This is a genomic window from Parabacteroides sp. PF5-6 (assembly GCF_029504695.1).
GTDB lineage: Bacteria > Bacteroidota > Bacteroidia > Bacteroidales > Tannerellaceae > QVMG01.
Genome location: NZ_JAQFIN010000006.1, coordinates 17,317 through 42,024, shown reverse-complemented (window position 1 = coordinate 42,024; position 24,708 = coordinate 17,317). Strand labels below are relative to the sequence as shown.

Sequence of the window (24,708 nt, the reverse complement as noted above, 5' to 3'; positions counted from 1 at the left end):
CCATGGCAATTCGTAATTCGTAATTTTTAATTCGTAATTCTATTTATGAACCATCCTGAACATTCGTCCCCAACGGATACCGCCGTCGAACAGGCTGCGGTCTTTATCCAGAGATAACCAGATGAGGATCGGTTTGCCCACCACATGATCTTCGGGAACAAATCCCCACGAGCGGCTATCGGCGCTCTTGTGGCGGTTGTCGCCCATCATCCAGTAGTAATCGTATTGGAACGTATAAGTCGTTGCCGGCTGACCGTTGAGGTAAACGGTTCCGTTTTTCACTTCCAACTCGTTGTTTTCGTAGTTTCGGATACACCGGTGATAAAGACCGATGTTCCATTCTGTCAGTTCGATCGTCGCCCCTTTCTTCGGGATCCAGATCGGGCCGTAGTTATCGCGTCCCCAGCCGGTAGGATAATCCACCGGATAGTAGAGGCTCGAGAAGATCGATTCCGGTTCTACCCGTATACTCTTTACCTTCGGTAGTTTCTTTGCCTTTTCAACCATCTCCTGCGTGAGCGGAAGCTGAAGAATCATATTGTACATCCCCTCCTCATTGGCAGGAATACCCAGAAAAGCATGCCACTTGCCATTGGTTCCCCCTTCGGCAAATAAGTTTTGATCTTCCCGGCTTACATTCAACAGACGAAACTCCTGATCACTCAACACAGAGCTGACCTCCACCAGATAGTTCAATTGCATCTCTTTCGGGTTCTCACCGGCCACACCATTGATATACACCTGATTGTCGCGAACTTCCAAGGAATCTCCCGGCATCCCGATACAACGTTTCACATAGTTTTCGCGCTTATCGACCGGACGGTAGATTACATCTCCGAAATACGATTTGTTCAAGGCGATCGCTTCCCTGCCATGCTGGGCGATCAGCGTATAATAATCCGGGTTTTGCACTTTCAGTGCCACCGTATCTCCGGCAGGGAAATTGAATACCACGATATCGTTGCGTTTCACCTCGCCCAGGCCGGCCACCCGCTTATAATCCCAATGCGGCCAGTCGGAATACGATTTGGAGTTGGTGATCGGAAACGTGTTCTGCACCAAAGGAAAAGAAAGCGGCGTATTGGGCACGCGCGGGCCGTAGCTCAATTTGCTGACAAACAGGTAATCGCCCACCAGTAACGATTTCTCCAACGAAGAGCTGGGGATCTGGTAGTTCTGAAACACAAACAGGTTGATCAGATACACCGCGATCAGGGCAAAGAGAATATCATCCACCCATTCCAACATATTCTGCACTTTGGGATTCTTTGATTTCTTCCAGGCGCCCCAGGGTACGAACTTAGTCAGAAAGATATCGACCAGGACAAACAAACCCAGGAGCAACCACAGGTTTCTCATCCAAATAGCGAACAACGTATAAAGGATTCCCCAGATAGCAAACTTGATCCACTGTTTTTTGGGGAATTGGGTAGGAAACTTTTTCATATGATGTTTTTCTTAAGTATATCAAAAGCTAAAAAGATCATGCATACTGAGGAAACCTTTCTTTCCGGCAGTAAACTCAGCGGCAATGACAGCACCCAAAGCAAGGCCGTCGCGGTTCTTGGCATCATGCTCGATGCGGATCGTATCGACAGGCGAGTCGTACACAATATCATGGCGTCCGGGCACTTCACCTTCGCGGAACGAGGTGATCACCAGATCATCCGGTTTCTTCTCCGCGCCGAGCACCCAGCGTTTCTTTCGCTCCACTTCGCCCATCAGGTCTTCCGCCAGGGTGATCGCGGTGCCGCTTGGTGCATCTAACTTATGGATATGGTGCGTCTCGGTGATATATACATCGTACGCGGGGAAGTTGTTCATGATCTTCGCCAGGTATTTATTCAACGCAAAAAAGATATTTACCCCCAGGCTGAAGTTCGAGGCATAAAAGAACGTCTTTCCTTCTTCGGCACACATCGCTTTGACCTCCGGCATCTGGTTTAACCAACCGGTCGTTCCCGAAACCACCGGCACATCGGCAGCAAAACATTTCATGTAATTGGCGTAAGCCATGGAAGGTATTGTAAACTCAATCGCCACATCGGCACTCTTAAACGCTTCGGATTCAAAATCTTCCCGGTTGTCTATATCGATGATCGATACAATCTCATGTCCCCTCTCCAACGCAATCCGTTCGATGGTCTTGCCCATCTTTCCGTAACCTATTAATGCTATTTTCATCTTTATTTGCTTAAATACTGCATTATCAGGCAAAAAAGTCTGCCTGTAAAGGTGCAAATATACAGAAAATGAATTATATTTGTGGTAATCGATCTTAACTTGAATGAATATGGAACGTTTATTACAATATGTTTGGAAATATAAACTGTATAAGACGACTGCGTTGACCACGACCGACGGAACACCTATACAGGTAATCGATACGGGCATACACAATACGGACGCCGGCCCGGATTTCTTCAATGCGAAAATAAAAATCGATCAAACGGTTTGGGCCGGAAGTGTGGAGATACACGAGAAAGCCTCCGACTGGCTCGTCCATCATCACGACCTGGATAAAGCTTACGACGCGGTGATCCTGCATATCGTCGGATCGGCCGATGCCGTGATTCGCCGCACTACCGGAGAGATCATCCCACAGATCGTGATCCGGATCCCCGACGCGGTCAGCCATAACATCAACTGGCTCTTACACCACGACACGAATATGCCTTGCCTGCCCTATATCCGTGACGTCGAGCCGGTGCATCTCTCGGGCTGGGTGAACGCGTTACTCCAGGAAAGACTGGAAAGGAAAACGCGGAATATCCTCGACCTGTTGAAGCTCTACAATAACGACTGGAATGAGGTATTCTATATTATGCTCACCCGGAGCTTCGGTTTCGGCATCAATAGCGATTCGTTCGAGTGGCTGGCGAAGAGTCTTCCTTTTCAATGCATACGCAAGCAGAGGGATAACCCGGTACAGGTCGAAGCGCTCTTGTTCGGACAAGCCGGCATGCTCGAGTATCCGGGCAGATGCCCCTACTACCTGTTGCTGCAAAGAGAGTTTCACTTCCTGAAACAAAAGTACAATCTTCGCCCGTTGGACGCTTCCCTGTTCAAGAACCTGCGCGTACGCCCGGGTAACTTCCCCTATCAACGGTTGGCCCAGCTCGCCGCGATCTGGACCGCGCACGGCTCGCTCTTTTCCCTGATCCTGGAAAGCAATGTACTCAACCAGATGAAAGGATACCTCAAACAAGCCCCCTCCGAATACTGGAAAACCCATTATCATTTCCGTTATGCCTCGCCCCAGAAGGAGAAGACGATCGGAGAAGACTCATTGAATATCCTGTTGATCAACACCGTCATCCCTATGCTCTTTGCTTACGGCAAGCAAAAACGTCAGGAGATCTACTGCGAACGTGCCCTCCACCTATTGGAAACCCTCCCACCGGAAAAGAACAGTATCATCTATACCTTCAACCGCGCCGGTATCCCTACCCGCCATGCCGGCGACACCCAAGCCTTGATCCAACTCAAACGCGAATACTGCGAAAGCAAAAAATGCCTCTACTGCCGCATCGGCTTCCGCTTCCTCAAACGGGCCGTCCCGAGGGAATAAGCTAAAAATCCTTTACCTACTCATAATCACAGGATTTTTATCTATTTTTGTCGCGGCTGAATGTTTGAAGTAGTTTGGATGAATAATCGATTCAAAAGGATGGGAAACAAGTATCTGAAACATATAATGTCCGCACTCAGCGGATTATTCTTTGTATTACTGATTTATTCATGCGCCAGCATAGGGAATCCGAATGGGGGGCCGTATGATGAGGCGCCGCCAAAGTATATCACGAGTACGCCTGTCCCCAATAAGACCAATCACCAAGGGAAGAAGATAGAGATCCTTTTTGATGAATTGATCCAGCTGGAGAAACCTTCCGAGAATGTGATTATCACCCCGCCGCAGATGCAGACGCCGATCATCCGCGCGATCGGGAAAAAGGTAACCGTCGAACTGCAGGATACCTTACAGGAGAATACAACCTATACGATCGACTTCACCAACTCCATCGTCGACAACAACGAAAAGAACGTATTGGAGAACTTTACGTTCGCCTTCTCTACCGGTGATGTGATCGATACGCTCGAAGTGTCCGGCTTCCTATTGAACGCGGAGAACCTCGAACCGATGCCCGGCATTACGATCGGCTTGCACCGTAACCTCGAAGATTCCGCTTTTACCCATACACCTTTCGACCGTACCTCGCGCACCAACGAAAGGGGGAAATTCACCATCCGCAATATCTCTCCGGGCACGTACCGCATCTACGCGTTGAACGATGTCAACCGGGATTATACATTCGACCAGCCGGGTGAAGATATCGCCTACAACGAAGAACCCATCACCCCGACCTTCGAACTGACTACCCGCGAAGATACCACCTGGGTCGACAGCCTGACGATCGATACGATCCGCACGGTTGCCTATACCCGCTTTATGCCCGATGATATTCAACTGTTCCTCTTCAAAGAGAAATTCGCGCGCCAGTATATGTTGCGTCCCGAACGCCCGGAATCCCATCTGTTCGTCGTCAAATACAACGCGCCGCTGGATACTGTTCCGCTTCCGGTGCCGGTCAACTTCGAACCGCAGGACAGCAGTTGGTATTATATCCAGACCGCCGATATGGGAACGACCGTCAACTTCTGGATCACCGACTCCACGGTCTGGAAGCAAGACAGCCTACAACTATCGTTCACCTATCCGAAAAGCGATTCATTGAATATCCTCGTTCCGCAGACCGACACGATACAAGCCAATATGCGCCGTCGTCCGGAAGAAAAGAAAAAGTCGAAGAAGAAAACGGAGGAACCCGAACCGATCCAATTCCTGGAAATGGCGGTAAGTACCTCATCGTCAATGAACAATTTCGATACGCTTTTTGTTACATTCAACGAGCCGGTACTCGAAGTATCGAAAGATCTTTTCTTCTTGAACCAGTTGGTCGACACCCTGTGGGTGCCGGTTGATTTCGAATTCAAAGCCGACTCCGTCAATACGTTGCGGTATTACCTCGAACGGAAATGGAAATACAGCGAAGAATATATGCTCGAGGTCGACTCCGCTTCTATCTTCAGTGTGTATGGCCGTTGGAATAACGGATACAACGGGAAGCTGAAGATCAAGAGCGCCGACGAATACGGGAACCTGTATATCAATATCCACGACCTGGATACCACCGCCTTTGTCGAATTGCTCAATGCAAACGATCAGCCGGTAAGGAAAGTGCCGGTCAGTAACGGAGGAGTGCTCTTCATGGACCTGAAGCCCGATAAATACTACGCCCGCCTGATTGTGGATGAGAACAATAACGGCGTATGGGATACCGGGAATTACGCGGAGAAAAGACAAGCCGAACGGGTGTATTACTACCCCGGGGTATTCGAGGTCTTGGTCAACTGGGATAAAGAAGAAGACTGGCATGTATTGGATACGCCGATCGATCGGCAGAAGCCATTAGACATTACAAAGAATAAACCCAAAGAGGTTACCAAGAAACAAAGAGATTACAGAAATGAAGGAAGAAGTCAATCGTCGAGTTCCAATCGGGGCGGGTTCTCATTCTAAAATGGGGCTCTGCCTGTTGTTATTCCTTTGTTTACTTAGTTTCACTTCCCCCTCAAAGGCACAATGCCTGCAAGACAGCGACATCTTCCACGACGGCGAGAAGGTCGAGTTCGATCTCTACTTCAAATGGGGCCTATTGATGACCAAAGGGGGAGGAGCAACAATGACTGTCACCTCTTCCGAATATGAGAACCAACCCGTATGGAAATCCGAACTCTTGTTATACTCCTCCGGTATGATTGATAAATTCTTCAGTATCCGGGATACGATCGTCAACTATACGACACAGGAGAAACCCCGCCTGCTCTTCAGCACCAAGCGCTCCGACGAAGGCGGATACTACCAGATCGATAATCTCACCTATTCCTATAAAGACGCGGAAACCCATGTCCATGCTTTCCGCCGCAATAAGAACCGCATCAAAGCCGATACCGTATTGGTGGGCGGCAACTGCGTATTGGATATCCTGGGTTCGTTGATGTACGCCCGCTCTTTCGACTGGCATGAGATGGAGCAGAGTAAGCATTACCACCTGCAGGTGGCGATGGGAAAGAGCGTGATCCCGATCAGCTACCATTATGAAGGGCAACAGATTGTCGAACGGGAGAACGTCAAATACGCCACCCGCTACTTCATTGTCGATATCTACGATGATGCCTTCACCCAGAGCAAGGAAGCGTTGGAAATCTGGATCGGCGACGACGACAACCACCTCCCCATCAAAGTGCGCGCCAAACTGAAACTGGGCGCCATGGAAGCCTACTACAAAGACGCCTCCGGCCTGCGTTATCCACTGAATAGCCGGATAGTGGTTCCCCGCAAAAAGTAAATACTTATTCTATCGCTTCGAAGGGCAAGGCGGTGTCTTTGCGGTAGCCTGTGCCGTTGAAGGTGGCAATCAATTCGCCGGCTTCGTTGGTGATTTGCACTTCGCAGTTGGCTAATCGCTTGTGGTTGAATACTTCTCGGGCTTTGGCATAGAGGAAGCCGTGGCTTTCAGACTTGAAGAAGTTTATATTGGAAGTGATCGAAAACGTCAACCGCGCATGACTGTTCGTTGCCGCCGCAAAAGCCAGATCCGCCAAAGTAAAAATCGCTCCGCCTTGACAAACGCCTCCGCCATTCAGGTGCATGGGTTTGATTTCCATCCGCGCCCGAGCGTATCCATTGCCTACTTCCAACAGCTCCACCCCAGCCAACAAGGCGAACCGGTCGCCTTGCAGGAATTCTTGTATGGTCATTTTTGTTTCTTTCATCACTTTCTGTTATAAATATTTGCATGTAAAGGTAATAAGATCTGGAAAATAACCTATATTTGCCTGAAACAACTGTCGATTTTGTGAGCGGAATCACAAAATCGACAGTTAATGTGTGATTTATGTATATAAAAAGAAGATTTATTGAGAAGCTTATCCAATGGAAAGTGAATCCACGAAGAAAACCATTGGTATTACAAGGTGCCAGACAAGTGGGAAAGACTTGGTTACTGAAGCATTTTGGAGAAACCTCATTTGAAGAAGTTGCCTACTTTAACTTTGAGCGACAATCAGAACTGAAGCAGTTGTTTATTAAAACAAAAGAACCGGTTCGTATTATTGAATTCTTATCTGTCATACACGGCAGAGCCATTAATCCTGACACGACACTGATTATTTTTGATGAAATACAGGAGTGTAATGAGGCTTTAAACGCTTTAAAGTATTTCTGTGAAGAAGCTCCTGAGTATTGCATTGCATGCGCCGGTTCACTCTTAGGGGTAGCCTTACGAAGAGGAAATAATTCTTTTCCTGTAGGCAAAGTTCATTTCCTGCACGTTCATCCTGTCACCTTCCTTGAGTTTTTGGAAACGGTAGATAAAAGCTTATCTGATTACCTGGAAGGTATAAATAAGTTTGAGGCTATCCCGGATATTCTCTTTAGCCGGATTGTTGATATCTACAAAAAGTATTATCTGTCGGGAGGAATGCCTGAAGCTATTGTAAGCCTTCTTGAACAAGGCATTGAAGGAGTACAGGAGACATTGGAAGATATATTGCTTACTTATTCTCTTGATTTCAGTAAACACATTGAAACGAAAGAAATTCCCAAAATTAATTATATATGGAACTCTTTGCCTTCTCAGTTGGCACGGGAAAACAAAAAATTCCTGTATCAGACCGTTAAGTCAGGAGCCAGAGCCCGTGAATATGAAGATGCATTACAGTGGCTTGTCAATGCGGGGTTGGTTTATCGAATTCATAGATGTTCAAAACCTTCTTTGCCCTTATCGGCTTACGACGATCTTTCTGCATTCAAGATATATGTTGTAGATGTAGGATTACTTCGAAAGCTATCCAATCTCCTACCGACTGCTCTAACGGAAGGCAATAGGTTGTTCACCGAGTTTAAGGGCGCATTGACTGAAAACTATATTCTTGAAAGTCTGTCTGTTCAATTTGGAGACCTGAGATATTGGACTTCGGAAAGGAGTGCGGAAGTCGATTTTCTGATTCCATTTGAGAATGAGATTATCCCTGTTGAAGTGAAATCTGATATCCATACGATCAGCCGAAGTTTGACTCTCTATCGCCAAAGGTATTCTCCGCCGATAAGTATTCGTTTCTCTCTCAAAAACTTAAAACGGGATGCCGATCTTATCAACATCCCGCTCTTTATGGCCGATTTAACGCACAAACTTATATCCTTTTAGTTATAATTTCTTCCACTCTGCGCCGTCTTTGGTGTCTTTGATTTCGAAGCCGAGGGCGGTGAGTTCGTTGCGGATGCGGTCGGAGGTGGCCCAGTCTTTGTTGGCTTTGGCTTGCTGGCGGATGGATAATAAGAGATCCATGGCTTTGCCAAAGGCTTCCACGTTAGAGCCACCGGCAGCGGTCGCGTCGGTCATGCCCAGGATATCGAAGAGGAAGAGTTGGAATACGTCTTTCAGTTCGGTCAGATCTTCGGCTGCAAGCGTTGCTTTTCCGTCCTTCACGGTGTTGATGGCACGGGCAGCATCGAAGAGATGAGAGATGACGATCGGGGAATTGAGGTCGTCGTTCAAGGCGTCGAAGCATTTCTGCCGCAGGCCGGCTACATCGACCGTCGTTTCTTTTCCCGCTTGGATCTTCTCCAAGGCATGAAACGCATCCATCAACCGGGCCAGTCCTTTCTCGGAGGCTTGCAGGGCGTCGTTGCTGAAGTCGACCGTCGAGCGGTAGTGCGCCTGCAGGATAAAGAAACGGATCGTCATCGGCGTATAGGCTTGCGCCAGCATGCGGTGACTTCCGGTAAAGAATTCTTCGAGGTTAATGAAGTTGCCCAACGACTTACCCATCTTTTGTCCGTTGACCGTAATCATATTGTTGTGCATCCAATAGCGCACCATATCGTCACCCTGCGAGGCAACCGACTGGGCGATCTCGCACTCATGGTGCGGGAAGATCAGGTCCATGCCGCCGCCATGGATATCGAAGTGCGCGCCCAGGTATTTCCGTCCCATAGCCGTACATTCGCAATGCCAACCCGGAAAACCATCGCTCCAGGGCGAAGGCCAACGCATGATATGTTCGGGCTGTGCTTTCTTCCAAAGCGCGAAATCGATCGGGTTGCGCTTTTCGTCCTGCCCGTCCAATGCGCGGGTGGTGTTGATCATATCTTCGATATTGCGTCCCGAGAGCACGCCGTAATGGTGTTTCTTATCGTATTTCTCGACATCGAAATAGACCGAGCCTTCGCTTTCGTAAGCCAGGCCATTGTTCAGGATTTCCTGCACCAATTGGATCTGTTCGATGATATGCCCCGAAGCATGGGGCTCGATACTTGGAGAGAGCACATTCAAGGCTTCCATCGCCTGATGGTAACGGTTGAGGTAGTATTGCACCACCTCCATGGGCTCGAGCTCTTCGAGGCGTGCCTTTTTGGCGATCTTGTCTTCTCCTTCGTCCGCGTCGTGCTCCAAATGCCCCACGTCGGTGATATTACGCACGTAGCGCACCCGATAACCCAGGTGACGCAGGTAACGAAACAGGAGGTCGAACGTGATCGCCGGCCGCGCGTGTCCCAGATGCGCGTCGCCATAAACGGTCGGTCCGCAGACATACATACCGACATGCGGCTCATGCAGGGGTACGAACTGTTCTTTCTTGCGCGAAAGCGTATTGTAAATGTGTAAAGGATGCTCCATGATTTTAATCTCTTTCTCTGATTTGGAAGTACAAAGGTAATATATTTTTCATTGCGTGCCATTTTCCTCTTTCGCCATTTAGATCTTTCTTTACCACCGGGGTAGTAAAGGTTTACGACCGGGGTCGTAAAGGTTTATCACCCCGGTGGTAAAGGTTTACTACCCCGGTCGTAAAGAAAGAACAAGCCTTACTTATGAAAGAAACCGACAGAAAAGCGCCCCAAGAGCCCATGATAAAAATAAATAATGACTTCCTTTGTAGCCGAAAAGAAAGTAATACGTATGCGAGTTTCTATTCTTCTGTTGATCTTGAGTGTGTACAGCGCTTTAGCCTGGGGCTTGCCCCGGCAGGAGGCGACATGGGCAGCCGATAGCACATCGAAGCAGACGATAGAGGCGCCGGATCGTTTTCAGCCCAAGCATTTGATCTTGCCGGCTTCGCTGATCACGCTGGGGGCGGTGGGCACGGCAGTTGACGGGATGCAGGATTTCCACCTGTTCTCGCGGCGCGACAGTGTGACGCCAATCCGAATCGATAACTACCTCGAATGGGGCATGCTGGGCTGGGTTTTCCTGTGCGACCTGATGGGAAAAGAGAAACACCGCTGGACGGATCAGCTCTTTCTCGTTGCCCTTGCCGAAGGGTTGAACGCCGGCATGGTGCAAGGGCTGAAACATACATTGCATACGACCCGTCCCGACGGCAGCCCGCATTCGTTCCCTTCGGGACATACCGCCAATGCTTTTCTGGGCGCCCATATAGCGTATAAAGAATTCCGGGATACGTCGCCGGTACTGGCCTATTCGGGTTATGCAGTCGCCTTGTTTGTTGCCGGAAGCCGGTTGCACAACAATAGGCATTGGGTGGCCGATGTGGTGGCCGGAGCCGGGTTCGGCATTCTTTCGGTTGAGCTTTCTTATCTGATTTATTTTCCGATCCGGGATGCGCTGATGAGAAAAGCGGATGATCGGCTGGTGGTTGCTCCTTTGGTGAATGGGAGAGGGGCAGGGGTTTATCTTTCTTTGCGGTTTTAGGGAGTTAGGAGATAAGGGGTTTAAAGGGTTTAAGGGGTTTAAGGGGAGTAAGGGGTTTAAGGTTTCAGTTCTTTAAACCCCTTACTCCCCTTAAACCCCTTAAGCCCCTTACTCCTTATTAATTGTCAATAAAGCCTCGATCATCTCCCGATCATTACTCAGTCGAGGGATCTTATGCTGGCCGCCGAGTTTGCCTTTGCGGCGGAGCCATTCGTAGAAAACGCCGTCTTTGGCTTCTACAATCTCCAAAGGTTGGAGGGAAATCTCCTTGTATCGTTTGGCTTCATAGTCGGAATTCAGGCGTTTGAGGTTCTGATCCAACAGGCGGGCGTAGTCGGTCAGCGAATTCGGGCGCTTGGTGAACTCAATAAACCACTGATGAAGGCCTTTGGCTTTATCCAGCATGAAAAGGGGAGCGGCAGTGTATTCTTTTACAACGGCTCCGGTCGCTTCGTTGGTCAGCGAGATGGCTTTGTCGGCATTATCGACCATCAATTCCTCACCAAAAGCATTGATATAATGCTTCGTTCGCCCGGAGATAATGAATTTATGGGGATATAAAGAAGTAAAACGAATCGTATCGCCGATCTGATACCGCCAAAGGCCGCCCAATGTGCTAATCACCACCGCGTAGTTCACCTCCCGTTCCACTTCCTGCAACGATAAGATCTTCGGATCGGAGCTGCCCACCTGATCGAGCGGGATAAACTCATAGAACACCCCATAGTCCTGCATCAACAGCAGGCTCGGGTCGGACAAATCGCTCTGGATGCCGAAGAAACCTTCCGAAGCATTGTAAGTCTCCATATAATGCATGTCGTCCGAGGGGATCAACTCCTTATATATCGTGCGGTAAGGTTCGAAACTGATGCCGCCGTGGAAGAAGACTTCCAGGTTGGGCCATACCTCTGTCAGGTGCTGCCGACCGGTCTTTTCCAACAGGGCACGGATCAACACCAGCATCCACGAAGGCACACCGGAAAGGCTGTTCACATCTTTGTTGCACGTACTCTCCACAATCGCCCGGATCTTACTCTCCCATTCATCCATCAGGATAATACGCTTGGGCGGGACGCGGACCAGGTTGACCAGCGGATTCAGGTTCTGCAAAAGCACCGCCGAAAGATCGCCCTGATGCGCCTGCGCGTTCAAGGGTGAAGGACTATGGCTTCCGCCCAGGATCAAACCTTTGCGTGAGAAGAAACGGCTCTTGGGATTGTTCTCCAGGTAAAGCGCTACGCAGTCGACCCCGCCTTTGTAATGGCAACGCCAAAGGATCTCACTGGTGACGGGAATAAACTTGCTCTTATCGTTGGTCGTACCGCTGCTTCGCGCAAACCAACGCACCACCGAAGGCCAAAGCACGTCCTTCTCGCCGTTCACCATCCGGGTGATATACGGTTTCAGGTCTTCATACGATTGCAGCGGGATACGTTGACTGAAATCTTTGTAGTTGCGGATACTTTTGAAGTCGTATTTCTTTCCCCACTCCGTATCCCGAGCCTTAGTAATCAGCTTACGCAACTGTCCAGCCTGAATGCTTTCGCTTTCCTGCTCAAATCGCCGTATATTCCCTTGCCGATGAAGGAAAAAAGGAGAAGCCAGACTGGTAATAAAATCCATAAGTTGCTTGTTTCTGTTTCTATTCAAGAAACCGCAAAGGTAGCCATATTGTTTATTATTCGTATATTTGCTACTCACAAAATAACTTCTAACTTCTATCTTCTAACTTCTATAATTTATGAAAATAGGTATTCTTTCTTCCGGAGGTGATTGTCCCGGAATTAACGCGACGATACGGGGAGTAGGTAAGACGGCGCTTATGCACTACGGCATGGAGGTGGTCGGCATCCACAGCGGTTTCACCGGACTGATCACCAAAGACATGGAGGTCTTCAACGAACGTAGCCTCTCGGGCATCCTGAACCTGGGCGGAACGATCCTGGGCACTTCCCGCGAGAAAGGCATCCGCAAAAGACTGCGCAACAACGAAAACGATCTGGCCGATACCATCCGGACAAACTACCGGGAGATGGGCCTCGACGCCGTAGTCTGTATCGGAGGCAACGGCACACAGAAAACGGCCAACCTGCTTTCACAGATGGGTCTGAATATCATCGGCGTGCCTAAGACGATCGATAACGATGTATGGGGGACTGATCTCTCCTTTGGCTTCGATACGGCGGTGAACATTGCGACCGAATCGATCGACCGGTTGCATTCGACCGCCAGTTCGCACAAACGGGTGATGGTGGTTGAAGTCATGGGGCACCATGCCGGATGGATCGCGCTCCATGCCGGTATGGCCGGTGGAGCCGATGTGATTCTTCTTCCCGAACTGGGTTATGATATTGACAAGGTGAATGAAGCGATCCTCAACCGGTCGCAGAAAGGAAAACCCTATTCGATCGTTGTCGTGGCCGAAGGTGTGAATACACCAGCCAAGCGGCCGGTGGATTATTTCACACCGACAATCGAGCAGGGGACAGGCATCGAAACACGTGAAACCGTACTGGGATATACGCAAAGAGGAGGTAATCCGTCGCCTTTCGATCGTAACCTGGCTACCCGCCTGGGTGGTCATGCCACCGAATTACTGGCCAGCCGTCAGTTCGGACGAATGGTTTGTATCAAAGGGGAACATGTGGATTCCATCCCACTCGAAGAGGTAGCAGGCAAGCTTAAGATCGTGCCGCCACAACATGAATTAATACAGCAAGGGAAACGGATGGGGATTATGTTTGGGAGATAACGTTAATCGTTATTTTCGTTCTCATCCGGCAGTTCGTCAAACTCCTGGTCGGGTGTATTCTCGCCGGTATTGTTTTTCTTCAGCTCCGCCACGTATTGTTGGGTCTCACGGTCGTTGCGCAGCTTCTTGACGGCCATCTTCGCCGCATTCTGTTGCGATTCTTTCTTGGAATAACCGATACCGATACCGATCTGGCGTTCGCCTAGGCAGATGGCGGTCTGGAATACCGGATTCCCGTCGTTATCCATAAACGATTCGATCAGGTCGAAATTGATCTCGATCTTGTTCTTCTGACTCCATTCGATCAGGCTCGACTTGAAGTTTACTTCCTTGCGGGCGATCTGCTCCAGATCGATATGTTGCCCGATCATTACATCGTTTATGAAATGAAAACAACGACGATAGCCCTGATCGAGGTAGATTGCACCGATCAAGGCTTCTAAAGCATTCCCGTTCATGTGATTGTTGTGCGTATTCATCCGGGAGGAAAAGCGAACCTGCTTATCGATGCCCAATTCGATGGCAATGCGGTTCAGCGTATCCCGTTGAACGATCTTGGAGCGGGTATTGGTCAAGAAACCTTCCCGTTTATAGGGAAAGTGTTTATACAGAATATCGGCCACAATAGAGTCTAAGATCGCATCGCCGAGGAATTCCAACCGCTCATTATTGATCCACTTTCCATTGTGGACTTCCACCGAGGAAGACTTATGTAGGAAAGCCTGTTCGTAGAGCCGGATATCATCGGGATAAAAACCTACGATCTTATAAACAGACAAATAAGGCTCCTTGCCTTTGTTCTTCAGGAGCCTTATTTTCTTATTTAGCCATTTAAACAGCACGTTACTTCACAAACTTTTTGACGATCATACAAGCGTTATGGCCTCCAAACCCAAAGGTATTGGAAAGAGCCGCGTTGATTTCTCTTTTTTGTGCTTTGTTGAACGTATAGTTCAAGTTATAATCAATTTCCGGGTCATCGTCTCCTTCTTCATGGTTGATCGTCGGAGGGATGATTCCTTCTTCTACCGCCTTGATACAGGCAATGGCTTCGACAGCTCCCGCGGCACCCAGAAGGTGACCGGTCATGGACTTGGTCGAACTGATATTCAGGTTAAACGCGTGATCGCCGAATACTTCTTTGATCGCTTTCACTTCCGAGATATCGCCCACGGGGGTAGAGGTACCATGTACATTGATGTAGTCGATTTCTTCCGGCTTCATCTCTGCATCTTCCAGGGCATTGAGCATCACCAATTTCGCGCCTAATCCCTCCGGATGAGAAGCGGTCAGGTGATACGCATCAGCCGATAAGCCCGTACCTGCGACTTCGCAATAGATATGCGCGCCGCGTGCCAAGGCATGCTCCATCTCTTCCAATACCAGACAGCCGGAACCTTCACCCATCACAAATCCGTCGCGGCTGGCGCTGAACGGACGAGAGGCCGTGGCCGGCTCATCGTTGCGGGTAGAAAGGGCATTCATCGCATTGAAACCACCGATGCTGGCTATCGAAACAGCCGCTTCCGCACCGCCGGTAACGATCGCATTCGCTTTACCCAAACGGATATAGTTGAATGCGTCGGCAATCGCATTGGTAGAAGAGGCGCAAGCCGATACAGTGGCGAAGTTCGGCCCGTGAAATCCATATTTCATGGAGATCTGACCCGCTGCGATATCCGCAATCATCTTGGGGATGAAGAAAGGATTGAAACGGGGTCCGCGCTCATCATTATAGCCCATGACTTCTTCTTCGAAGGTTTTAATGCCTCCGATACCGGCAGAGAAGATCACGCCGATCCGATTCTTATCCACCTTCTCCAGGTCGAGAGCAGAATCGGCAACAGCATCATCGGCCGCCTTCAAAGCTAACAGGGTATACCGGTCGCACTTACGCGCTTCTTTCCGGTCCATCATTTGCAACGGATCAAAACCTTTGATCTCACAGGCAAACTGGGTCTTGAATTTGGATGCGTCAAACTGAGTAATAGGTCCTGCGCCACTCTTCCCATCAATAAGACCCTCCCAGGTTTCCGAGAGGGTGTTACCAAGAGGAGTAATAGCTCCAAGACCTGTTACTACAACTCTTTTTAATTCCATACTTAAAATAGGAAAGGGTGGATTACTTCGCGTTAGCTTCAATATAAGCGATAGCGTCGCCTACTGTTGTAATCTTTTCTGCTTGATCGTCTGGAATAGAGATTCCGAATTCTTTTTCGAATTCCATGATCAGTTCCACTGTGTCAAGAGAGTCTGCTCCTAAATCGTTAGTAAAGCTAGCTTCCGGTGTTACTTCTGTTTCTTCAACACTTAATTTATCAACGATGATAGCTTTTACTCTTGATGCAACTTCAGACATAACTTTTTAAATTTAAATTAATAATTACGAAATATACTTCTTAAATTTGCAGTGCAAAGGAAAGAATTTTTTTGCTTACGAAACAAATATAATCAACTAAAAATATGAAAATCTGCACATTTTCTCTTTTTCTGTGCATTTTAAAGGGATAAACGTATGAAGAACATTGCCATTTTTGCCTCCGGATCAGGAACAAACGCTGAAAATATCATCAAATACTTTGCGAATCACCCCCATATCCGGGTTGCGGTTGTCTTATCGAACAACGCAAATGCCGGCGTGCACGAACGGGCAAAAAAGTTGGGTGTCCCTTCTTTTACTTTCTCGCGTGCCGATTTTGAAGAAGGTTTTCCGGTACTGAAAATATTGGCGGAATACCAGGTTGATTTCATCGTATTGGCGGGATTCCTGAATATCATCTCCGAAGCGTTCCTCAATGCTTATCCGGAAAAGGTGATCAATATACATCCGGCGCTCTTACCGAAACATGGTGGCAAAGGCATGTACGGTATGCGGGTGCACGAGGCGGTGGTGGCTGCCAAAGACAAAAAGACCGGCATCACTATACATTATATAAATGAGTATTACGACGACGGAGAAATCATCTTCCAGGCCGACTGCCCCGTATCCGCTCAGGACACGCCGGAAACGGTTGCCCAAAAGGTGCATATATTGGAGTATGAACATTTCCCACACGTGATCGAAGAATTACTTTCTTAAAAAGAATCTATATTACTTTCCTAAACGCAGCGTATGAAAACTTTAGTACATACCGATCAGGCAACTATCGAAGAAGCCATCCGCCAATGTCAGGTCTGTTCGGTCGGCATGGTCGACACCGACGGAACTCCGTATGTCATCCCGATGAGTTTCGGTTACGAAGAGAATATCGTCTACCTCCATTCCGGGCAGGAAGGCCGGAGCATCTCTATCCTGGAAAAGAATCCGAACGTATGCCTTTCCTTTTGTACCGATCCCAAAATCGTATTTCAGCATCCCCAGGTGGCCTGCAGTTATAGCGCGCATTCGAAAAGCGTGATCGGATGGGGCCGTGTCGTTTTCGAAGAAGATTACGACGAAAAGCTTAAAGCCCTCAACCTGATCATGCAGCATTATTCCGACAAGACATTCGAATTCAACCGCCCCGCCGTCCTGAACGTCAAGATCTGGAAGGTCGAATTGCAGAAAGTCACCTGCAAAGAATTCGGCACCTCACCCCATAAAAACTAAACACCGGTGTTTAGTTTTTCCCCATTTTTATACTCTCATTTGATATATTTTTTCTATTTTTATCCTGTCGTATAACTAAAACAAATAACTATGGAAATCCAAATCATCCAAAATAAGATTTACGAGATCAGGGGAGAACGGGTCATGCTGGATTATGATCTGGCGGAGATGTATGGTATTGAAACAAAAGTAATGAACCAAGCTGTCAGGAGAAACATCAATAGGTTTCCTCCTGATTTTATGTTTCAACTTACAAATCAGGAATTTACCAACTTGATGTCACAAATTGTGACTTCAAGTTGGGGTGGTACAAGAAAAAATCCTTTCGTTTTTACCGAACACGGTGTAACGATGTTAGCCAGTGTTTTGCGTAGTCCGATTGCCATTGAAATCAATATTCAGATCGTACGCGCTTTTATTGCTTTGCGTCAATTGGTGTTGGAGAATAGAGAAGTGATTGAACAACTGGGTGACCTTCAGAAACAAATAAAAGTCCTTCAGGAAGATATGGAAAGCCTATCTAAAGACCATGAAAATTACGAACAACACTTTGACGATATATACATCGCTTTGGCAGAACTTGCCAAACATGATAAAAGCAAAGAAAAAACTCCCCTTCCCAAAGTTGGTTATCTAAAGTAAGTTCGCAAGTAAGTTCGCATTGAATAAATAACTAACTTTGTGCGCTGTAAATGAGAGTGGATACGAAAAAGAAGTATCCCTATATTGTTTTATTAGAAGATAAAAAGTAAAATGGAATACAATTTCAGAGAAATTGAGAAGAAGTGGCAGGCCTGGTGGGACGCCCATGCGGTTTATAAAGTAACGGAAAATCAAAGTAAACCCAAATACTACGTATTGGATATGTTTCCTTACCCGTCGGGGGCAGGGCTTCACGTAGGTCATCCGCTCGGATACATCGCTTCTGATATTTATTCCAGATATAAAAGACTACAAGGATTCAATGTGTTGCACCCGATGGGCTACGACGCCTACGGTTTGCCCGCCGAACAATATGCTATCCAGACCGGACAACATCCGGCTATCACCACCGAAAAGAATATCGAACGTTACCGTCAGCAGATGGATAAGATCGGTTTTTGTTTCGACTGGAGCCGCGAAGTGCGCACCAGCGAACCCGACTATTACCATTGGACGCAGTGGGCGTTTATCCAAATGTTCAACAGCTACTATTGCAACGATACGCAACAGGCACGCCCGATTGAAGAACTGATCGAAGCATTCGAACAGGTCGGTACCGGTGGCGGACTGAATGTGGCCAACGGTGGCAAATACGCTTTCACCGCCGACGAATGGAAAGCGATGAATGAAAAGGAAAAACAAGAGGTATTGTTGGATTACCGGATGGCTTATCTGGGCGATACGATGGTGAACTGGTGTCCGGCTTTAGGTACCGTATTGGCGAACGATGAGGTTGTCAACGGTGTCTCCGAACGTGGCGGTTATCCGGTGGAGCAGAAAGTGATGCGCCAGTGGTGTCTGCGTGTATCCGCCTATGCCCAACGTTTATTGGATGGTTTGGATACCATCGACTGGACCGACTCCTTAAAAGAAACCCAGCGCAACTGGATCGGACGGAGTGAAGGGGCGGAAATGCAGTTCAAGGTAAAGGATTCGGATATTGAATTTACAATCTTCACCACCCGTGCCGATACGATCTTCGGGGTGACCTTTATGGTCTTGGCGCCGGAGAGTGAACTGGTCGATCAGTTGACTACCGCCGAACAGAAAGAAGCCGTTGAAGCTTATAAAGCCGCTACAAAAAAGAAAACCGAACGGGAACGTATCACCGAAAAGAAAGTAAGCGGTGTATTCTCCGGCTCGTACGCGATCAACCCATTGACCGGCGAAGCAATTCCTATTTGGATCAGCGATTATGTATTGGCCGGATATGGAACGGGCGCAATTATGGCGGTTCCCGGACACGATAGCCGCGACTATGCTTTTGCTCGTCATTTCAATCTGCCGATTATCCCATTGATCGAAGGTTGTGATATCTCGGAAGAGAGTTTTGATGCCAAAGAAGGTATCATGACTAACTCACCGCAAGAGGGAAAAGGTATTGAAGGAGGTTTGGTATTGAACGGCCTGGAAGTTCAGGAAGCCATTGCCAAAACAAAACTATATGTAGAAGAAAAAGGGCTGGGCAAAGTAAAGGTGAACTTCCGTCTGCGCGACGCGATCTTCAGCCGCCAGCGCTATTGGGGCGAACCGTTCCCGGTCTATTACGATGCGAACGGTATGCCGCAGATGTTGCCGTTGGATAAACTGCCGTTGAAATTGCCTGAAGTAAGCCGCTTCCTGCCGACGGAAACCGGTGAGCCGCCCTTAGGCAATGCCACCGTTTGGGCATGGGACAGCGTAAACCAGGAAGTCGTTGAAACAGCACGGATTGATAATCAAACGATCTTCCCATTGGAACTGAACACCATGCCGGGATTTGCTGGTTCTTCCGCTTATTATATCCGTTATCAGGATCCGCATAACGATAAAACCCTGGTCGATAAAGATGTGAATGCCTATTGGCAGAATGTCGACCTCTACCTGGGTGGAACCGAACATGCAACCGGACACTTAATCTACAGCCGTTTCTGGAATAAATTCTTGTACGATCAAGGCATAATTCATAAAGACGAACCGTTCCAGAAACTGATCAACCAGGGTATGATCCAGGGACGTTCCAATTTTGTGTATCGTATCAACGGAACAAACACTTTTGTTTCATTGAATCTGAAAGACCAGTATGAGACTACTCCGCTTCATGTGGATGTGAATATTGTCAGCAATGATATTCTGGATACGGAAGCTTTCCGCAACTGGAATCCGGAATACAAAACGGCGGAGTTTATCCTGGAAGACGGGAAATACATCTGCGGTTGGGCAATTGAGAAGATGTCGAAATCGATGTACAACGTGGTCAATCCGGATATGATCGTCGATAAGTTCGGAGCGGATACCTTGCGTTTGTATGAAATGTTCCTCGGCCCGTTGGAACAGTCCAAGCCTTGGGATACAAACGGTATCGATGGGGTTCATCGTTTCCTGAAGAAGACCTGGGGTTTGTTCTACAACCGCGAAGGAAACCTGCAGGTAACCGATAAACAACCGACAGCCGATGAACTCAAAGCATTGCATAAATTGATCAAAAAGGTATCGTGGGATATCGAACACTTCTCATTCAATACCTCGGTAAGTGCCTTTATGATCTGTGTAAACGAATTGGGTAGCCTGAAATGCAACAGCCGGGCGATCCTGGAGCAACTGCTCGTCGTATTGGCTCCTTTTGCTCCGCATATCGCGGAAGAACTTTGGCATGTATTGGGTCACGAAAACACCATCTGCGATGCCGAATGGCCCCAGTACAACGAAGAATATCTGAAAGAAAACAGCGTTACTTACGCCATCTCATTCAACGGCAAAGCCCGTTTCAATTTGGAATTACCGGCTGATATGAATAAAGAAGATGTTGAAAAAGCAGCGCTTAGCCATGAGAATTCCGCTAAGTGGATGGAAGGCAAGGCACCGAAGAAGGTGATTGTCGTTCCGGGGAAAATTGTTAACATCGTCATTTAATGAAACAAAAAAAAGGTATACATAAGATATACCACCACGCACAAGACTATATCATTATTGCCATCGGGTGTTTACTCTATGGCTTTGGTTTCAACGGATTCATTTTTTCCAATGAAATTGTAACAGGAGGGTTAACCGGTATTTGTACACTGATCTATTTTGTGACCAGTATACCGGTATCTCTTTCCTACTTCCTGATAAACATTATCTTACTGGGGATTGCCTTTAAGATACTGGGATTGAAATTTATTATCAAGACCATCTTTGGAGTCGTTTGTTTGTCGCTCAGTCTTTCCCTATTCGAGATCGTACTGGGTGGCGTACCGATTATCAAAGATCAGGTCTTTATGTCGATCATTATCGGTGGAGCGATCTGTGGTACCGGACTGGGATTGATCTTTGCAGCGAACGGAAGTACGGGAGGTACGGATATCCTGGCTGCTATTATCAATAAGTATAAAGATGTTTCCATCGGTACGGGGTTGATTATCTTCGACTTCGTGATTATCGGTTCGGCTTACTTTATCTTCCATGATATCGAGAAGATCGTATTCAGCTTTGTTGAAATGGGGGTTAATAACTATGTGTTAGACCGGATTATCAATGCCAACCGTCAGTCTGTGCAGTTCCTGATCTTCTCGCAAAAGTATGATGAGATCGTCGAACGGATCCTGCAAGATATGGAACGCGGCTGTACCTTACTGGAAGGCGAAGGTGGATATTCCAAACGCCCGATCAAGGTGGTTGTATTATTGGCGAAGAAGTCCGAATCACTTACTGTCTTCCGTATTGTCAAAGAAATCGATCCGCAAGCTTTTATCTCCCAAAGTATCGTTCGCGGGGTCTATGGGGAAGGGTTTGATCAGATTAAAACATAAGTTCAACCCACTTCGGGGTTGATTTGCAGGGAATAGGCATTCACCCCGGGTTGACACTCGGGGTTATCCACATGAAAGCCCTTTCGGGCTTTTCCGGCAAATCATATAATTATTCTAACAAACAATTAAAAGCGTTTTTTTACGTTATTCAGATACGTAAAGAAACGCTTTTAATGTTTTAGAAAGATATGAAACTGGTATTTGCCACCAATAATAAACATAAGTTGGAAGAGGTGCAGGCTATTCTGCCCAAAGAGATCGAGTTGGTTAGTTTAAAAGAAATCGGCTGTCACGAAGATATTCCCGAAACAGCGGAGACATTGGAAGGAAACGCCATGCAAAAGGCTTTGTTCGTAAAGGAACATTACGATTTGTATTGCTTTGCCGATGATACGGGTTTGGAAGTCGAGGCGTTGAATAATGCACCCGGTGTCTATTCGGCCCGTTATGCCGGTCCCGGACATGATGCGAAAGCGAATATGCGGAAGCTACTGCGTGAATTGGAAGGGAAAGAAAACCGTAATGCCCGTTTCCGCACCGTTATCGCCTTGTTACTCGACGAAAAAGAATACCTGTTCGAAGGTATTATCGAAGGAACAATCATCGATCAGGAAAGAGGAACGGCCGGTTTTGGTTATGATCCCATCTTCATCCCTTCGGGTTACGACGAGACCTTTGCTGAAATGGGCAATGAGATTAAGAACACGATAAGCCACCGGGCTTTGGCCGTTCGTAAGCTGGCTGACTTTTTATCCACTTTATCCGTAAAAGAATGAAACGATTGATTTACCTATCCCTTTTTATCTGTTGTATTTCCACCCAGATATCGGCGCAGGCAACAGGAAGTTGGAAGTCGCACATGGCTTATCACAACACCACCTCCGTAGCCGAAGCAGAAAACAACGTATTCGCCGTCGCCAACGGTTCCCTGTACAGCTATAATAAAGAAGATCAGAGTTATCGCACCTATATCAAGAAAGAAGGCGAACTGAATGATACGCAAATCAAAACAATCGCTTATAATTCCACGATCAAAACCCTGTTGATCGTCTATTCCAACGGTAATATCGATCTGTTGAACGAAAACGGTATCTACAATATTCCTTTTCTTATGCAGGCCACCCTGGCGGATAAAACCATCAATCACATCTATTTCCATGATCAATATGCCTATCTGTCGGCTGAATTCGGCATTATGGTCATTAATATGGAAGAACGGGAGATCGCCGATACCTATCGCTTGGGTCATTCCATCTATTCGACCTGTATCCATAAAGACCAGATCTATGCCGCCACTTCCAAGGGAATTTTATACAGTGCATTAAACAATAACCTCCTCGATCCGAACAATTGGAATCCGTATGCCATCCAATATACCGATATCGATGCCGGAACTGCTCGTACGATCGTTGTTTTCCAGGACTTACTGGCCGTTTTAGTAGACAAACAAGGCATTTATATCCAACAGGAGAACAATCTGTTCAAACCTTTTTACAAGAATAACGAGATAAAGAAGCTTTCCGTTCAAAACAATAAACTACTATGCACGACTGCCGGCCGGGCGTATGTCTATTTCTCCCTTACGGAAAACCACTCGTTGCCCACCGGCGCGTTAAGCGATATCTCTTCATTGAAAGACAATATCTATTGGGTCGCGTCGGAGACTGAGATGCTTCGCGGATTAAGAAGGATAGGAGCGACGACCGATTACGAATGGTTTGTACATGGTATCCGCATTGATAGTCCAAAGCGCGATTACGCCACTTTTATGACTTTCCAACATGGAAAACTATGGGTGGCCGGAGGTGGTCGCTGGACTGATATATTCAATCGCCCGGGAACAATTATGATTTATGATCCGGCAAGCGAATCATCCCAATGGTTTACGGTCAACGAAGCGGATGTGGCTAAAAACAGTCCGGGTAATAATTTTAAAGATGTCACCTCTATTGCTGTCGATCCGCAGGATGAAACCCATTTTTATGCTTCGACCTGGGGAGGAGGGGTCTTCGAATTCAAGGATAATGAATTTGTCAACCTGTATCATCCCGGAAACAGTACGCTTCAATCCATTTATAATTCGCAATACGAGTATATCCGCGTCGAAGGCCTTTGTTTCGATAAAGAAGGTAATCTGTGGATGACCAATAGCGAAGTCAGTCGAGGCATAAAAAAAATGAATACGGATGGAAAATGGGAATCTTTCAATTATACACAGGCCAATGGTCAACACCTGGTCGATAAGATCCTGATCACTTCCGCCAATCACAAATGGGTGAATATCCTGCGTGGCGGTTATGCCGGTATCCTGGTGTTTGATGAAGCTTCGGATCAATCCGCTTATTACAAAACATTCTACAGCATCAACGGAGATATCAGCGCCAGCGCCTATTATTGCATGGCGGAAGACCTGAACGGGCAGATCTGGATCGGTACGAACCTGGGACCCATCATCTGTCCCAACCCAAGAACCGCCTTGGATAATCCGGATAATATGTTTGCCAACCGTATCATCCGTGAAGATGAATACGGCAACCTCAGCTTGTTTATGGATGGAGAAACCGTGCGGGCGATTGCCGTCGACGGGGCTAACCGTAAGTGGTTGGGCACACAAAACTCCGGCCTCTTACTCGTCTCTGCCGACGGAATGGAGACTATCGAGCACTTCACGGCCGAAAACTCACCTTTACCATCCAACTACGTCGAAAGCATCGCCATTAACCACGAAACCGGTGAAGTATTTATCGGTACCGATAAAGGCATCGTTTCGTATATGGGAACAGCCACCGCCGGTGAAGCATCCTATTCCGACGTATATGCCTATCCCAACCCGGTCAGACCCAATTATCAAGGCGACGTAGTGATTACCGGACTGATGGCCGATTCGAACGTAAAGATTACTGATATAAACGGTCATCTGATTGTCCAGGGCAAATCCTTAGGCGGACAATTCGTCTGGGATTGTCGCAAATCCAATGGCGATCGGGTATCGACCGGCATCTACCTCGTCTTAGCTTCCGAGCCCAACAAAGGGGAGAGTGTGGTGAGTAAAATAATGGTGATTAAATAATTTGGAACTTTGATTATACTGATTAAATGATTAGCTATGATGCTTTT

At 47.5% G+C, this 24,708-nt stretch carries 21 protein-coding genes; 13 read left to right on the top strand and 8 right to left on the bottom strand.

All coding sequences use genetic code 11. The features are described from left to right. Positions 1-39: 39 nt before the first annotated feature. Together lepB and dapB are read right to left on the bottom strand one after the other, a co-directional pair. Positions 40-1,446, bottom strand: a complete 1,407-nt coding sequence (lepB, locus tag M2133_RS09160; protein WP_277465809.1) for a signal peptidase I — start codon at positions 1,444-1,446, stop codon at positions 40-42. 21 nt (positions 1,447-1,467) lie between these two features. Beyond that, positions 1,468-2,184: a 4-hydroxy-tetrahydrodipicolinate reductase gene (gene dapB, locus M2133_RS09155; protein ID WP_277465808.1), complete on the bottom strand. Its 717-nt coding sequence runs from the start codon at positions 2,182-2,184 to the stop codon at positions 1,468-1,470. Between the two features lie 109 nt (positions 2,185-2,293). On the opposite strand from dapB, the gene M2133_RS09150 reads away from it, so the two are divergent. The 3 genes from M2133_RS09150 (at position 2,294) to M2133_RS09140 (ending at position 6,410) form a co-directional block, all read left to right on the top strand. Next, positions 2,294-3,571, top strand: coding sequence for a DUF2851 family protein (locus M2133_RS09150; RefSeq protein ID WP_277465807.1), 1,278 nt, complete (start codon positions 2,294-2,296; stop codon positions 3,569-3,571). A 99-nt stretch (positions 3,572-3,670) separates the two neighbouring features. Then, positions 3,671-5,581, top strand: coding sequence for an Ig-like domain-containing protein (locus M2133_RS09145; RefSeq protein ID WP_277465806.1), 1,911 nt, complete (start codon positions 3,671-3,673; stop codon positions 5,579-5,581). Further along, complete coding sequence (locus M2133_RS09140; protein WP_277465805.1) at positions 5,529-6,410, top strand: DUF3108 domain-containing protein; 882 nt, start codon at positions 5,529-5,531, stop codon at positions 6,408-6,410. Before M2133_RS09145 ends, M2133_RS09140 begins: the two co-directional genes overlap by 53 nt. A gap of 4 nt (positions 6,411-6,414) precedes the next feature. On the opposite strand, the gene M2133_RS09135 is transcribed toward M2133_RS09140, so the two are convergent. Beyond that, positions 6,415-6,822, bottom strand: coding sequence for a PaaI family thioesterase (locus tag M2133_RS09135; RefSeq protein ID WP_277465804.1), 408 nt, complete (start codon positions 6,820-6,822; stop codon positions 6,415-6,417). 137 nt (positions 6,823-6,959) lie between these two features. Between M2133_RS09135 and M2133_RS09130 the strand changes: the two genes are divergently transcribed. Then, positions 6,960-8,270 carry an AAA family ATPase gene (locus M2133_RS09130; RefSeq protein ID WP_277465803.1) on the top strand — a complete coding sequence of 437 codons (1,311 nt, stop codon included), beginning with the start codon at positions 6,960-6,962 and terminating at the stop codon, positions 8,268-8,270. Here M2133_RS09130 and cysS read toward each other — a convergent pair whose 3' ends face one another. Continuing rightward, on the bottom strand, positions 8,271-9,743 hold the full coding sequence (gene cysS / locus M2133_RS09125) for a cysteine--tRNA ligase (protein WP_277465802.1): 1,473 nt from the start codon (positions 9,741-9,743) through the stop codon (positions 8,271-8,273). A 282-nt stretch (positions 9,744-10,025) separates the two neighbouring features. On the opposite strand from cysS, the gene M2133_RS09120 reads away from it, so the two are divergent. Beyond that, positions 10,026-10,778 (top strand): phosphatase PAP2 family protein, encoded by a 753-nt coding sequence (locus M2133_RS09120; RefSeq protein WP_277465801.1) that lies wholly within the window; start codon positions 10,026-10,028, stop codon positions 10,776-10,778. Between the two features lie 108 nt (positions 10,779-10,886). Here the strand turns inward: M2133_RS09120 and M2133_RS09115 are convergent, their stop codons facing one another. After that, on the bottom strand, positions 10,887-12,401 hold the full coding sequence (locus tag M2133_RS09115; RefSeq protein ID WP_277465799.1) for a GH3 auxin-responsive promoter family protein: 1,515 nt from the start codon (positions 12,399-12,401) through the stop codon (positions 10,887-10,889). A 118-nt stretch (positions 12,402-12,519) separates the two neighbouring features. Between M2133_RS09115 and M2133_RS09110 the strand changes: the two genes are divergently transcribed. Further along, the gene (locus M2133_RS09110; RefSeq protein ID WP_277465798.1) at positions 12,520-13,530 is read left to right on the top strand and encodes an ATP-dependent 6-phosphofructokinase; all 1,011 of its coding nucleotides are present in this window, start codon (positions 12,520-12,522) and stop codon (positions 13,528-13,530) included. A 2-nt stretch (positions 13,531-13,532) separates the two neighbouring features. On the opposite strand, the gene rnc is transcribed toward M2133_RS09110, so the two are convergent. From rnc to M2133_RS09095, 3 genes are read right to left on the bottom strand one after another with little or no spacing between them, the layout of a single operon-like run. Then, complete coding sequence (gene rnc, locus M2133_RS09105; protein WP_277465920.1) at positions 13,533-14,369, bottom strand: ribonuclease III; 837 nt, start codon at positions 14,367-14,369, stop codon at positions 13,533-13,535. A 4-nt stretch (positions 14,370-14,373) separates the two neighbouring features. After that, on the bottom strand, positions 14,374-15,630 hold the full coding sequence (gene fabF / locus M2133_RS09100; RefSeq protein WP_277465797.1) for a beta-ketoacyl-ACP synthase II: 1,257 nt from the start codon (positions 15,628-15,630) through the stop codon (positions 14,374-14,376). Positions 15,631-15,652: 22 nt separating this feature from the next. Beyond that, positions 15,653-15,889 (bottom strand): acyl carrier protein, encoded by a 237-nt coding sequence (locus tag M2133_RS09095; protein ID WP_277465796.1) that lies wholly within the window; start codon positions 15,887-15,889, stop codon positions 15,653-15,655. Between the two features lie 156 nt (positions 15,890-16,045). Between M2133_RS09095 and purN the strand changes: the two genes are divergently transcribed. The 7 genes from purN to M2133_RS09060 all read left to right on the top strand — a co-directional run bounded on the left by purN (position 16,046) and on the right by M2133_RS09060 (position 24,661). Next, the gene (gene purN, locus M2133_RS09090; RefSeq protein ID WP_277465795.1) at positions 16,046-16,609 is read left to right on the top strand and encodes a phosphoribosylglycinamide formyltransferase; all 564 of its coding nucleotides are present in this window, start codon (positions 16,046-16,048) and stop codon (positions 16,607-16,609) included. A 33-nt stretch (positions 16,610-16,642) separates the two neighbouring features. Beyond that, positions 16,643-17,119, top strand: a complete 477-nt coding sequence (locus M2133_RS09085; protein WP_277465794.1) for a pyridoxamine 5'-phosphate oxidase family protein — start codon at positions 16,643-16,645, stop codon at positions 17,117-17,119. A gap of 90 nt (positions 17,120-17,209) precedes the next feature. Beyond that, positions 17,210-17,761, top strand: coding sequence for an ORF6N domain-containing protein (locus M2133_RS09080; RefSeq protein WP_277465793.1), 552 nt, complete (start codon positions 17,210-17,212; stop codon positions 17,759-17,761). 111 nt (positions 17,762-17,872) lie between these two features. Continuing rightward, the gene (leuS, locus tag M2133_RS09075; RefSeq protein ID WP_277465792.1) at positions 17,873-20,713 is read left to right on the top strand and encodes a leucine--tRNA ligase; all 2,841 of its coding nucleotides are present in this window, start codon (positions 17,873-17,875) and stop codon (positions 20,711-20,713) included. Beyond that, entirely contained in the window at positions 20,713-21,591 is an 879-nt protein-coding gene (locus M2133_RS09070) for a YitT family protein (RefSeq protein ID WP_277465791.1), read from the top strand. Before leuS ends, M2133_RS09070 begins: the two co-directional genes overlap by 1 nt. A 188-nt stretch (positions 21,592-21,779) precedes the next feature. Continuing rightward, the gene (locus tag M2133_RS09065) at positions 21,780-22,367 is read left to right on the top strand and encodes a non-canonical purine NTP diphosphatase (RefSeq protein WP_277465790.1); all 588 of its coding nucleotides are present in this window, start codon (positions 21,780-21,782) and stop codon (positions 22,365-22,367) included. Continuing rightward, complete coding sequence (locus M2133_RS09060) at positions 22,364-24,661, top strand: hypothetical protein (protein WP_277465789.1); 2,298 nt, start codon at positions 22,364-22,366, stop codon at positions 24,659-24,661. Before M2133_RS09065 ends, M2133_RS09060 begins: the two co-directional genes overlap by 4 nt. Positions 24,662-24,708 lie beyond the last annotated feature (47 nt).